Consider the following 12,541-nt stretch of genomic DNA (forward strand, 5'->3'; position numbering starts at 1 on the left):
ACATCGAAGCCTGAGCAGTGATCGCGGCAGCGCCCGGACCGTCGGGTCCGGTCGCTGCTGCATATGCTGTACGCACGGCAGTCGGGACGTCGGGTGGCGGGTGTCCGGGATCCGGCGTGAGGCTCTCAGGGTGCGGATCGGCATTGACCCAGACATCGGTCAGGGGCAACACCATGCGCACCGAGCAGGTCCGCACCAGTAAGGTCCGCGCCGCGCAGGTCCACGCCGGTAAGGTCCGCACCGCGCAGATCCGCGGTGATCAGGTCCGCGCGGCGTAGGTCCGCGCCGCGCAAGTCCGCGTCGGACAGGTCCGCGGAGATCATGCCTGTACCTCGCAGGGTCGCGTTGCGCAGATATGTCTTGGACAGGTCGGCCTCGAACAGATTCGCGCCGGACAGATCCGCGCCGCCCAAAAAGCAGCGCAGGTCTGCATCGGCCAGGTCCGCGTCGACCAAGTCTGCGTTGGCCAAGTCGGAGCCGCGCAGGTTCGCACTGCGCGCGTCCGCGCCATGCAGGTTCGCGTCGGACAGGACCGTCTTGGACAGCTCTGCGCGGCGCAGGTGCGCGCCGGACAGGTCGGCGCCGCGCAAGTCGGCGCCGTGCAGGTTCGCGCCGGTGAGGTCCGCACCGAGCAAGTGCGCACGGCGCAAGTTCGCGCCGGTGAGGTCCGCACCGCGCAGATCCGCACCGGACAGGTCCGCAGTACGTCCGCGGCGCTCCTGGAGCTCGATACCGGCTAGACGGGTGTTCCGCAGGTCAAGCGTGAAGTAGTCGTCGTGGCTGGTGTCACGGTAGGCGAGGACGGTCAGGGCGGCGCGCACATCGGCCGGGACGTCTTCACCTTCTCTGAGGGGTTTGTCGGCGTGGGTGCGGATGTACGCGGCGAGGACGTCGGCGATGGTGGGGTGGTCCCGGGGGGCGTCCTGCATGATGCGCTGCAGTGCGTAGATGCCGCCCAGGCGGACATCGATGGCATCGTTACCGAGATTCTCCACCGCCTTTGTGTACCGGTCGGTGATCTGCCCCTCCCGAGCGACTCCCAGCTCCTGGCTGCTGATTTTGAGTTGATCACGGATTTGGTTGTTGGAGTACCAGATGCCGGCTGCCGCGATGAGAGAAGACAGGAGAACGCCGAGCACGACAGCACCGAGTTCGATGCGACGGGCCCAGTCCAGTCGGGGGGCTCGCGGATCACTTGTCGGGGAGCCCTCTCTCGGCCTGGCGGGTACTTGCCGCTGAGCGCCTGGACGGATTGCCGCCCATGGCGTCCGGGGCCTCGGTACGGCCGGCCCGCTTCCCGCAGCGGCGGAAGGACCTCCCTGCGAGGCCCGCTCGCCGGCCCGGCGAAGTTGCTGACTACGTCGGTGAGACATGAAGAGAATTCGATCCCCGCCACGAACGCATTCGCAGCGGTTCCGGAAGATTCAGAGCCGCGGCGGGGGAACATCCGAGAACTCGACGACGGCACCCCCAAGGGGCCCGGGCGCCGCTCCTACGCGATCACTGCCAAGCAGCGGCGACGCGCAGCGGCCAGTCGCCCCGGCACCACCGATTTCTGATACGACCGGTCCGTAACACGAGACGCCGTTGACCTGTGCACGTCCACCTGGCTAGGTTCGGCGGCATGTCGCGTTCAGCCCTGCTCACCACGCGCGGTCACATCGACCTGCTGCGGGTGGCCTCCGCCGCGTGTCGCACCGGCCGCTGACGCCTTTCCCCTCCCCTGGCTCCTTCGCCCGGACTCCGGGCCGCCCGCGGCTGCCCGTACGCACACCTTGACCGCTCACCGGCCTGAGCACGGCGTTGCGGCGCGGAGCCATCCCTCCCCCTGGAGCGTTCATGAGCATCAGCCACGCCCCACCCAACCCTCCCTCAACCGACATTTCCGGTATCTCCGGACCCGGGCACCCTGACGGGGACGCGTTCCCCGGCCTCCAGCCCGTCGTCCCCGTCTCCGCCCGCCGCGCCCGGGTCCCCCGCTGGCTGCGCCGCACCACCGGCCCGCTCCTGCTGCTGGCCCTGTGGCAACTCCTCAGCGCCACCGGGGTCCTGGCCCCGGACGTGCTCGCCTCGCCGGGCCGGATCGCGCAGGTCGGCTGGGACCTGGTGAGCGATGGTTCGCTGCCGTCGGCCATGGCGACCTCGCTCCGGCGTGTCGCGCTGGGCCTGCTGTTCGGCACGGTGACCGGCACCGGACTCGCCCTGTTCGCGGGGCTGTTCCGGATCGGCGAGGACCTGGTGGACGCTCCGGTGCAGATGCTGCGGACGGTGCCGTTCGTCGGCCTCATCCCGCTGTTCATCATCTGGTTCGGCATCGGCGAGGCCCCGAAGACCGCGATCATCACCCTCGGCGTCACCTTCCCGCTCTACCTCAACGTGTACGCGGGCATCCGCGGTGTCGACACCCAACTCATCGAGGCCGGAGAGTCGTTGGGGCTCTCCCGGTGGGGTCTGGTACGGCATGTGGTGCTGCCGGGCGCACTGCCCGGGGCGCTGACCGGACTGCGTTACTCGCTCGGCATCGCCTGGCTCGCGCTCGTCTTCGCCGAGCAGGTCAACGCCGACGCCGGCATCGGCTTCCTGATGGTGCAGGCGCGGGACTTCCTGCGGACCGACGTGATCGTGGTCTGCCTGATCGTCTACGCCTTCCTCGGTCTGCTCGCCGACTTCATCGTCCGCTCCCTCGAAAGGCTGCTGCTGCAATGGCGACCGACGTTCACCGGACGGTGACCGGACCCGCGGTCCATGTCGAGGGACTGACCCGCTCCTTCGACGGCCGCGCGGTCATCGACGGCCTACGACTCGACATCGCGCCCGGCGAGTTCGTCGCCCTGCTCGGCCGCAGCGGCTGCGGCAAGTCGACCCTGCTGCGCATCCTCGCGGGCCTGGACCGGGACATCGAGGGCACCGCGCTGGTCCCGCGCCGGCGGGCCGTCGCCTTCCAGGCACCCCGGCTCATGCCCTGGAAGAAGGTGTGGCGCAACGTTCTGCTCGGGCTGCCCGGCAGGCCCGAACGGGCCGTGGCGGAACGGGCGTTGGACGAGGTGGGTCTCGGTCACCGCGTCGACGCCTGGCCGAGGACCCTCTCCGGCGGCGAGGCCCAGCGCGCCTCCCTCGCCCGCGCCCTGGTGCGCGAACCCGATCTGCTGCTGCTCGACGAGCCGTTCGGTGCGCTCGACGCGCTCACCCGGATCCGGGCCCAGCGCCTGGTCGGGGAGGTCTGGCAGCGCCGGGGCTGCGCGGTGCTGCTGGTCACGCACGACGTCGAGGAGGCCGTACTGCTCGCCGACCGCGTCCTGGTCATGGACCACGGCCGGATCGCCCACGAGCAGACCATCGACCTCGACCGGCCACGTGAGATCACCGATCCCCGGTTCGCCGCGCTCCGCGCCCGGCTGCTCGGACTGCTCGGCGTCGACACCGCCGCCGAAACCGCCTGACCCCCGCACTCCCCCGCACTCCCTCGCACCGAACGGAACCGTCATGCGACGACGACTCGTCCCCGCCGCGCTGCTCCTGCCCCTCGCCCTCCTGCTCACCGCCTGCGGCGGCAGCTCGTCCGCGAGCACCGACACCGACGGAACGGGCCCGGTCACGCTCGACGTCGGCGACCAGAAGGGCGGTTCGGAGGCCATCCTGCGCGCCGCAGGAGAGCTCGAGAACCTGCACTACAAGATCAAGTGGTCGACCTTCACCTCCGGCCCGCCGCTGCTGGAGGCCGTCAACGCCCGGGCCGTCGACATCGGTGGTGTCGGCAACACCCCGCCCGTCTTCGCGGCCGGCGCCGGATCGAAGATCACCGTCGTGGCGGCCTGGCACGGCACCTCCAAGGGCGACACCATCCTGGTGCCGAACGGCTCGAAGCTGACCGGTACCCGGCAGCTGAAGGGCAGGTCCGTCGCCGTCGCACAGGGCTCTTCCGCCCATTATCAGCTGGTCGCCTCGCTCGAGAAGGCAGGGCTGAGCCTGTCCGACGTCAAGGTGAAGTACCTCCAGCCGGCCGACGCGCTGGCCGCGTTCACCTCCGGCAAGGTCGACGCGTGGGCGGTCTGGGACCCGTACACCTCACAGATCCTCCAGGCCGGGCGGGGCCGGGTGCTCACCACCGGCGACGGCGTGACCAACGGCCTCACCTTCCAGGTCGCCTCCCCCGCCGCGCTGAAGGACCCGGAGAAGGCCGCCGCCGTCAAGGACTATCTGGCGCGGCTGCGGCGGGCCACGGACTGGGTGCACGACCACCAGGAGGAGTGGGCCAAGGTGTGGGCCAAAGACACCGGTCTGCCGTACGAGGTGGCTCTGGCGTCCGTGCGGCGCACGAACTCCACCCGCGTGGCGGTCGCCGTCGACGATCCGCTGGTCGCCTCCGAGCAGCGGATCGCCGACGCCTTCGCCGAGCTGCGGCTCATCCCGCACAAGGTCGACTTCGCCGGCTTCGTGGACCGGCGGTACAACGGCGGTCTGCCGCCGTCGACGACCCCGGCGAAGGGCTGAGGACGACGCGGGCCCGCCGGGAAGATCCGTGTGCCGGTTCGTGTTGGGGACAGGCGTGAACGCAGCACACGAGGTCGAGGTCGTCGTCATCGGCGCGGGTCAGGCGGGCCTGTCCGCCGCCTATCACCTGCGGCGGACCGGTTTCGAGCCGGACCGCGACTTCGTGGTCCTCGACCACTCCCCCGGGCCGGGCGGCGCCTGGCAGTTCCGGTGGCCCTCGCTGACGTTCGGCAAGGTGCACGGGATGCACGCGCTGCCCGGCATGGAGCTGACGGACGCCGACCCGGCGCGGCCCTCGTCCGAGGTGGTCCGGGAATACTTCGACCGCTACGAGCGAGCCTTCGGCCTGCGGGTACGGCGTCCCGTGGACGTCCGCGCGGTGCGCGAGGGCACCGGGGGGCGACTGCTCGTCGAGACACCGGACGGCACCTGGGCGGCGCGAGCGCTGATCAACGCGACCGGCACCTGGGACCGGCCGTTCTGGCCGCGCTACCCCGGCCAGGAGTCCTTCCGGGGACGGCAGTTGCACACCGCGCAGTACACCGGTCCCGAGGAGTTCGCCGGCCGGCGGGTCGTGGTGGTGGGCGGTGGCGCCTCGGGCACCCAGCATCTGCTGGAACTCGCCCCGTACGCCGCCGCGACCACGTGGGTCACCCGGCGGCCCCCGGTCTTCCGTGAGGGGCCGTTCGACGAGGGCGCGGGCCGCGCGGCCGTCGCACTGGTGGAGGAGCGGGTGCGCCAAGGGCTGCCGCCGCGCAGTGTGGTCTCGGTCACCGGGCTGCCCCTGAACGACGCGATCCGGCAGGGGCTGGCGGACGGGGTCCTGGACCGGCAGCCGATGTTCGACCGGGTCGTTCCGGACGGTGTGGAGTGGCGGGACGGCCGCAAGGTGGCGGCCGACGTGATCCTGTGGGCGACCGGTTTCCGCGCCGCGCTCGACCATCTCGCGCCGCTCGGGCTGCGCGAGCCGGGCGGCGGCATCCGGCTGGAGGGCACCCGCGCGGTCGCCGATCCGCGGGTCCATCTCCTGGGCTACGGCCCCTCCGCCAGCACCATCGGGGCCAACCGGGCCGGGCGCGCGGCCGTCCGGGACATCCGGCGGCTGCTCGCCGGGGAGCCCCTCGCCGCGTGACGTCCCGCCGCTCAGCCGCCCGAAGGCTGCGCGGGGACCGGGGAGGACGAGGACCAGGGCACGCCGCCGTCCGGCTGGGCCGGTGCCGCGCTCTGGTGGACGGCGTGGAACTCGGCCACGTTCCGCAGGTGCTCGTCGTAGTCGGCGGTGAAGCGGGTCTCCCCGGGCCGGACCGTGACGAAGTACAGCCAGTCGCCCGGCGTGGGGTTCAGGGCCGCGCGCATCGCCTCCGCGCCGGGGTTGTCGATCGGGGTCGGGGGCAGGCCCATGCGCTGGTAGGAGTTGTACGGGCTCTGCACCTGCCCGCTGCTCTGGCCGGCCTGGGCGGGGTCGTGTTCGAGCGCGTAGCTGACGGTCGAGTCCATCTGCAGCGGCATTCCGCGGGCCAGCCGGTTGAGGATGACCCGGGCGATCTTGCCCATGTCCGCCTTGGTGTCGGCCTCGGCCTGGACGATGCTGGCGACGGTGACGGCCTGGTGGAGGTTCATCGCGTTGCGCTGGGCGCCCGCCGTGACCGGGGCGAGGCCGTACTTGTCGTTGGCGGTGTCGACCATGGTGCGCAGCAGCGACTCGGGGGTGGCTCCTTCCGGGATCGGATATGTCGCCGGGAACAGATAGCCCTCCGGGTTGCCCTGGGCCTCGCCCGGCAGTTTCAGCGCCGCCTTGCCGAGCGACTTGCGGGTGCTGCCCGGGGGCAGCCGCAGCGCCTTGTCGACCGCGTCGTACACCTGGCTCGCGCGCCAGCCCTCCGGGATGACCAGGGAGGCGGACCTGGCCTCGTCGCGGTCGCCCGCGAGCAGCAGCAGCGGCACCGCCACGGCGGTGCCGGCCGCGACGGCGCCGGCCACGAGCGTGACGAGTCTTCCCCGGCGTGTCAGTCGGAGCGTGTTCCGTGGCGGAGTGTTCGTCTGCATGCGGGCACGGTAATACGTATATCGTCATAAACCTGGCATATGTTCATTCTGTCGGTCGCAGTTGCGCATCGCGGCGCACCAGGGCCGCGTACCGCCCGTCCCGCTCCAGGAGTTCGTCGTGCGTGCCGCGTTCGGCGACGCGCCCGGAGTCCAGCACCACGATCTGGTCGGCGTCGCGCACGGTGGACAGCCGGTGGGCGATGGTGAGGGTGGTGCGGTCGGCCGAGAGCGCGTCGATGGCCCGCTGGACGGCGGCTTCGGTGCGGGTGTCGAGCGCGCTGGTCGCCTCGTCCAGGATGAGGACCGGCGGGTCGCGCAGGATGGTGCGGGCTATGGCCAGGCGCTGCTTCTCGCCGCCGGAGAAGCGGTGGCCGCGTTCGCCCACGATCGTGTCGTAGCCGTCGGGCAGCGCGGTGATGTGGTCGTGGATCTGCGCCGCCCTGGCCGCCGCGTGCAACTCCTCGTCGGTGGCGTCCGGCTTGGCGAAGCGCAGGTTGTCGGCGACCGAGGCGTGGAAGAGGTACGTCTCCTGGGAGACGACGCCGACCGCGCGGGCGAGGGTGTCGAAGTCGAGGTCGCGGACGTCCACTCCGTCCAGGGTGACCCGGCCGCCGGTGACGTCGTACAGGCGGGGCACGAGATAGCCGAGCGTGGACTTCCCGGCACCGGTGGGGCCGACGACGGCGAGGCTGCCGCCGGCCGGCACGGTGATGTCGATGCCGTCGAGGACGGGGCCGCTCTTGTCGTCGTAGCGGAACTCGACGTTCTCGAAGCGGACTTCGCCCTTGACCGTGTCGAGGCGGACCGGCCGCTCGCGCTCGGTGATGTCCACCGGCAGGTCGAGGTATTCGAAGATGCGCTGGAAGAGCGCCAGGGAGGTCTGGATCTGGACGCCGGTCGCCAGCAGGCTCACGGCCGGGCGGAACAGGCCCTGCTGGAGGGAGACGAAGGCGACGATGGTGCCGAGGGAGACGTCGGGGCGGCCGAACCGGAGGGCGAGGCCGGCGGTCCAGTAGATGACGGCGGGCATCGCGGCCATGACGATCGTGATCACGGCCATGCGCCAGCGCCCGGCCATGTTCGATCTGACCTCCAGATCGACCAGGCGCTCGGACTCGGTGGCGAAGGACGCGGTCAGCGAGTCGGAGCGGCCCATGGTGCGGCCGAGCAGGATGCCGCTCACCGAGAGCGACTCGGTGACCGTGGCCGCCATCGCCGCCATCTGTTTCTGCCGCTGGGTGGTGATCTTCTTGCGTTCGTTGCCGACGCGGCGGCTGATCCAGACGAACGCAGGCAGCAGGACGAGCGAGACGATCGTCAGCCGCCAGTCCAGGGCGACCATGGCGACGATCGTGGCGACCACGCTGGTGACGTTGGAGACCAGGGAGGTGGCGGTGGAGGTGACGGTGGCCTGCATGCCGCCGATGTCGTTGGCGATGCGGGACTGCACCTCACCGGTGCGGGTGCGGGTGAAGAAGGCGAGCGACATGCGCTGGAGCCGGCCGTAGACCGCCGTGCGCAGATCGTGCATGACCTTCTGGCCGACGGTGGTCGAGATCAGCGTCTGGAGCACGCCGAAGACGCCGGCCAGGACGGCACTGAGGATCATGCCGAGCGCGAGCAGGCTCAGCAGACCCGTGCGGCCCTCGGGGATGGCGACGTCGAGCGTCTCCCGCAGCAGGAACGGCGTGGCCACCGAGACCAGCGAGGAGGCGCCGACCAGCAGCCCGACGACGGCGAGGCGCCCGCGGTAGGGACGGAAGAGCCGCAGGATGCGGCGCACCTGCCGGGGCTGTTCGCCGGCGTCGGCAGGTGGGGTCCAGGAGGGTTCGTGATCGGGATGCATGGGCTCCTACGGAGGTGAGCGAGGGGGGCGGCCCAGGACGGCCGACGACGCATGACTGATCGTAGCTCATTGTTACCTATACTCACAATGAGCGGCGTCCTGATATTGTTCCCGCATGACGACCCCCGATCCCGACGGCCTGCTCGCCGAGCAGTTGCTACGGCTCACCCGCCGGGTGCACCGCATACAGAAACGCCATCTGGAACGGCGCGACCTGGGCGTCACCCCGGCCCAGTCCCGGCTGCTGCGCACCCTCGCGCACTATCCCTCACCGCCGCGCATGGCCGACCTGGCCGAGCGGCTGGAGGTCGTGCCGCGCGCGGTGACCACGCTGGTCGACGGACTGGAGGCGGGCGGCAAGGTCCGGCGGGTGCCGGACCCCGCGAACCGGCGCGTGACCCGGATCGAGCTGACCGACGAGGGCCGCGCCACCCTGCTGGAACTGCGCGGCGCCCGCCGCTCGGCGGCCGAGGAGATACTGGCGCCGCTGACGGAGAAGGAGCGCCAGGTGCTCGGCGTACTGCTGGACACGCTGATCGACGGGGAGGCCGCGCCGCGCTGCTGAGCGGCCGTCTTCCTCCGGCAGGGCCCCCGCCCGGGGTCGTCCGCACCGCCGGTGCGGCCTGCCCCGGGAGCGGGGGCCTTGGTGTTCGCGCGACGGCGGCCGGCCGGGCTCAGCAGCGGTCGCGGTCCTCCGTCAGCACGCCCTGGACCGTGGTCAGCGAGCGGTCGTAGCAGCCCGCCGATCCGAGGAGGCGGTAGCGCTCGGTCGATGTGCCCACCGCGTGCCGCTGGTCGCGCGGGACGTTCAGGGTGTAGGCGGCGTCGCCGCTGTAGGTGTCGTCCAGCCGCGACCACGCGGTGCGCCGGCCGCCCTGGCGCGTCACCGCCGAGGCCCGGTCGCCGACCGTGAGCACGGTGCGCAGCCGGTCGTCCGGGCCGAGGGTGACGGTGCCGTTCATGGTGTACGTCCGGTGGGTGCGCGTCGTGCGCGCCGGGCCGTGACCGGCGGTCCCGACCGACTCGTCGTCGCTCCAGGAGGCGTCGAGTCCGTCGGTGTTCTCGCCGTCGGTCCAGCGGTGGACTGAGGTGTGGGCGAGCGTCCGGGTGACGGTGGTGGTCACCCGTCCGTGAGAGGTGTCCAGGTAGCCGGAGACGGTGAGCCGGTGCCCCGCCTCGGTGTCCACCCGGTGCTCCCGGCCGGGCGTGTGGACCGAGGAGTTCACGAGGTCGGTGGCGGTGTCCTCGGTGAGCGCGCCGGGCACGTGGTCCCGGTGCGGGTCCTGCCAGACCAGGACGTTCACCGGTGTGCTCCAGCCGGGCTGCCCCGCCGGCACCCCGGCGACGGACACCTCGACGCGGTGCGGGCGGCCGTCGTTGAGCAGACCGGCGAAGGGTGTGAGGTCGTACTCGACGGGCCGCACGTCGAAGGCGCGCGGGGCCGGGACGACGTACCACAGGAAGGGGTTGGACCAGCCGCCCGTCCATACGTGCGGGTACGGCGCCGCGATGCCGGCGAGCCGCCCGTCGACGCTGATCCGCACCTCCCGGTACGGCCCGTGGTCGGCCTTGCAGGAGTACGGCGCCGGGTCGGCGACGGTCAGGTACCAGAACTCCTCGCAGCCGCCGCCCGAACCGGTCGCGTACACCTCGGCGACGATCCGTTCGCTGTTGCGCGGGGTGGTGAGCGTCGTCCCGGCGGGCGTGCCGGTGAGGGTGAGGACCCGGTCGGGCGCGGGGGCCGCGGGACGTCCCGCGTAGAAGGTCAGGGTGACGTGTACGTCGATGACACCGGTGTAGGTGTCGTCCACGACGTTGCCGATCAGCATCTCGACGTCCCGGGCGGCACGGAGGGTCTCGCTGTAGCGGGTGACGTCCTTCTCGACGTGCCACTCGATGCCGTCGGGCGAGGGTTCCGGGGTGGAGGTGCGCAGGACCTCGACCCCGCCGACCCGCAGATAGCCGAGCCGGTCGTACTGACGCCCCTTCACCTTGCCGTCGAGGCGCAGCACGACCTTGCTCCAGCGGTCGCCGCAATCCTCGGGGGGCGCGTAGGTGCCTCGGTAGGGCGTGAAGTCACGGAACCGCGCGTCGGCGAGGGTGACCTGGCAGGAGCGGGTGTGCGGCCGGCCGACGGGCGGGGCCGCGGTCACCGGGTCGTGCCAGTCGGTGCCGAACTCGGCGGGTACGTCCACCGCCCGGGCGGTCGGCGCGCCCGTACCGAGGAGCGCGCTCGCCAGAAGGGTCGCCCCGGCGAGCATGGACATGACCAACTTTCGTCTCATGGCCCGTGTTCTACGGGCAGACGGCCCGCCCCGCAATGACGCCTCAAGGGATCGGCGCGATGCGGACGGGCCGTCCGGGACACCGCGCAGGCACCCAGAAAAGTGACAATCAGTTATATAAGCGCATGGTACTGGCATAGTGCGAGCATGGACATCACGACCGTCGGCGGCCCTCCCGCCGGGCGCCCGGCTCCCCGCGCCTCCGAGGGACACCCGCGGTGAAAGCACCGGTCACAGACCCGTCGGGACACCACCGCCGGGCCGGTCGCACGCTCGCCGGAGTCGTCGTACTCGCCCTCGCGGGCGCCGCCGTCATCACCGTCAGTGCTCCGTTCGCCGGTCCCGGCCGGCGTCCCGCCCCCGGCGCCCCGGCCACCGCCACCGGTCCGGTTCCGTCACCCGGCGCGCCGGGCATCGGCGACCCGCTCATGCCGCTGGCCGGCAACGGCGGCTACACCGTCCGCCGTTACACGCTCGACTTCGACTGGCGCGCGCCCCGCACCCCCTTCGAGGCCGGTGCCACCGTCAGCGCCACCGCCACCCAGGCCCTGTCCCGCTTCGACCTGGACTTCGCGGGCAACACGCTGCACCGCGTGACCGTCGACGGGGCACCGGCCGCCGCCGAGCGCCACGGAGACGAACTCGTCGTCACCCCCGCGAAGCCGATCCCGCGCGGCCGCGCCTTCACCGTCCGCGTCGCCTACACCGCCGACCCGACGCAAGCACGCCACCGCGACGACGCCATCCAGGACTACGGCTGGGTGCCCACGTCCGACGGAACCGTCGTCTGCGCGCAGCCCGACGGCGCCAGGATGATCTTCCCGGCCAACGACCACCCGAGCCTGCGGGCGCCCATCACCTTCCGCGTGACGACCCCGCCCGGCGTGAGCGCGGTGGCCAACGGCCGCCTCGTCGGCACCGAACGGCATCCCGACGGCCGCACCCGGTGGACATACGACTCCGAACAGCCGATCGCGGCGCAGCTGGTCCAGCTGGCGATCGGAAAGTTTACGTTCGTCGACAGCGAGGGGCCGCACGGGCTGCCCGTCCGGGACGTGGTGCCGGACGGCCTGGTCGCGGACACCGAGGAGTACCGCTCGCTCACCCCGGACCACCTGGCCTGGCTGGAACAGCGGCTCGGCCCCTACCCGTTCCGCCGCTACGGCGTGCTGGTCGGGGACACCGACCTGCCGGTGGCGCTGGAGACCCAGTCGCTCGCCGTCGTGCCCCGGGACGACCTGCTGGGCGACCGGGTCGACGCCGAACGCGACCTCGTGCACGAACTGACCCACCATTGGACGGGCGACAGCGTCGCCATCCGGCGCTGGTCCGACCTGTGGTTGAGCGAGGGTCACGCCCGTTACTACGAACGGCTCTACTCCGACGAGCACGGCGGGGCCGCTCTGGAGTCCGTGATGCGGGCGGCGTACGAGCAGCACGACCAGTGGCGGCACGACGAGGGGGCGCCCGCCGAACCCACCGACGCCACCCTGTTCAAGGTGATGCGGTACGACGGCTCGGCGCTGGTGCTGTTCGCGCTGCGGGAAAAGGTCGGCGAGGAGACCTTCGGCCGGATCGAGCGGGCCTGGGTGACCGCCTACCGGGGCCGGGCGGCCGGCACCCGGGACTTCATCGCGCTCGCGTCCCGGGTCGCGGGCGAGGACCTCGGTCCGTTCCTGCGTCCGTGGCTGTACGGCGCGCACACCCCGCCGATGCCGGGGCACCCCGACTGGCAGGTGGACCCGGTGGAGGACTGAGCGTCCGGGTCACCGGGCGCCCGGGCCGGGACCGGACGGCATGTCATGTTTGGTTGCCCCGGGCAGCGGAGTCACTGCCGCCGACCGGGTGGCCTCTGCGGGAGAGCTGGTCCACA

Annotated in this window: 10 protein-coding genes; 6 read left to right on the top strand and 4 right to left on the bottom strand. The window is 71.9% G+C overall.

Annotated features, from left to right (window positions below):
- Positions 1-125 precede the first annotated feature (125 nt).
- Positions 126-1,139, bottom strand: a complete 1,014-nt coding sequence (locus HB370_RS07025; RefSeq protein WP_051815210.1) for a pentapeptide repeat-containing protein — start codon at positions 1,137-1,139, stop codon at positions 126-128.
- Positions 1,140-1,839: 700 nt separating this feature from the next.
- Here HB370_RS07025 and HB370_RS07030 point away from each other — a divergent pair.
- The 4 genes from HB370_RS07030 to HB370_RS07045 are packed head-to-tail and all read left to right on the top strand — an operon-like array spanning position 1,840 to position 5,623.
- Positions 1,840-2,730, top strand: a complete 891-nt coding sequence (locus HB370_RS07030) for an ABC transporter permease (protein WP_030775329.1) — start codon at positions 1,840-1,842, stop codon at positions 2,728-2,730.
- Entirely contained in the window at positions 2,703-3,440 is a 738-nt protein-coding gene (locus tag HB370_RS07035; protein WP_030775327.1) for an ABC transporter ATP-binding protein, read from the top strand. Before HB370_RS07030 ends, HB370_RS07035 begins: the two co-directional genes overlap by 28 nt.
- 43 nt (positions 3,441-3,483) lie before the next feature.
- Positions 3,484-4,491: an ABC transporter substrate-binding protein gene (locus HB370_RS07040; RefSeq protein WP_030775325.1), complete on the top strand. Its 1,008-nt coding sequence runs from the start codon at positions 3,484-3,486 to the stop codon at positions 4,489-4,491.
- Between the two features lie 55 nt (positions 4,492-4,546).
- Entirely contained in the window at positions 4,547-5,623 is a 1,077-nt protein-coding gene (locus HB370_RS07045) for an NAD(P)-binding domain-containing protein (RefSeq protein WP_030775323.1), read from the top strand.
- Positions 5,624-5,634: 11 nt separating this feature from the next.
- Here the strand turns inward: HB370_RS07045 and mltG are convergent, their stop codons facing one another.
- On the bottom strand, positions 5,635-6,537 hold the full coding sequence (gene mltG / locus HB370_RS07050; protein WP_030775321.1) for an endolytic transglycosylase MltG: 903 nt from the start codon (positions 6,535-6,537) through the stop codon (positions 5,635-5,637).
- Between the two features lie 43 nt (positions 6,538-6,580).
- Positions 6,581-8,383: an ABC transporter ATP-binding protein gene (locus HB370_RS07055; protein WP_030775320.1), complete on the bottom strand. Its 1,803-nt coding sequence runs from the start codon at positions 8,381-8,383 to the stop codon at positions 6,581-6,583.
- A gap of 115 nt (positions 8,384-8,498) precedes the next feature.
- Between HB370_RS07055 and HB370_RS07060 the strand changes: the two genes are divergently transcribed.
- Positions 8,499-8,948 carry a MarR family transcriptional regulator gene (locus HB370_RS07060; protein WP_030775319.1) on the top strand — a complete coding sequence of 150 codons (450 nt, stop codon included), beginning with the start codon at positions 8,499-8,501 and terminating at the stop codon, positions 8,946-8,948.
- A 109-nt stretch (positions 8,949-9,057) separates the two neighbouring features.
- On the opposite strand, the gene HB370_RS07065 is transcribed toward HB370_RS07060, so the two are convergent.
- Positions 9,058-10,668 (bottom strand): peptide-N4-asparagine amidase, encoded by a 1,611-nt coding sequence (locus tag HB370_RS07065; RefSeq protein ID WP_244405455.1) that lies wholly within the window; start codon positions 10,666-10,668, stop codon positions 9,058-9,060.
- Between the two features lie 218 nt (positions 10,669-10,886).
- Here HB370_RS07065 and HB370_RS42450 point away from each other — a divergent pair, with 218 nt between their 5' ends.
- A complete protein-coding gene (locus tag HB370_RS42450; protein ID WP_280117734.1) occupies positions 10,887-12,425 on the top strand; it encodes a M1 family metallopeptidase in 1,539 nt (512 codons plus the stop codon).
- Positions 12,426-12,541: the final 116 nt, after the last annotated feature.

It is taken from the genome of Streptomyces sp. DSM 40868 (assembly GCF_011820545.1).
Taxonomy (GTDB): Bacteria; Actinomycetota; Actinomycetes; order Streptomycetales; family Streptomycetaceae; genus Streptomyces; species Streptomyces eurythermus.

Excerpts from the sequence above, each read along its gene's own strand:
- HB370_RS07030 (WP_030775329.1), top strand. The coding sequence starts at position 1,840 with ATGAGCATCAGCCACGCCCCACCCAACCCTCCCTCAACCGACATTTCC.
- mltG (WP_030775321.1), bottom strand. The coding sequence starts at position 6,537 with ATGCAGACGAACACTCCGCCACGGAACACGCTCCGACTGACACGCCGG.
- HB370_RS07065 (WP_244405455.1), bottom strand. The coding sequence starts at position 10,668 with ATGAGACGAAAGTTGGTCATGTCCATGCTCGCCGGGGCGACCCTTCTG.
- HB370_RS07040 (WP_030775325.1), top strand. The coding sequence starts at position 3,484 with ATGCGACGACGACTCGTCCCCGCCGCGCTGCTCCTGCCCCTCGCCCTC.
- HB370_RS07055 (WP_030775320.1), bottom strand. The coding sequence starts at position 8,383 with ATGCATCCCGATCACGAACCCTCCTGGACCCCACCTGCCGACGCCGGC.
- HB370_RS07060 (WP_030775319.1), top strand. The coding sequence starts at position 8,499 with ATGACGACCCCCGATCCCGACGGCCTGCTCGCCGAGCAGTTGCTACGG.
- HB370_RS07035 (WP_030775327.1), top strand. The coding sequence starts at position 2,703 with ATGGCGACCGACGTTCACCGGACGGTGACCGGACCCGCGGTCCATGTC.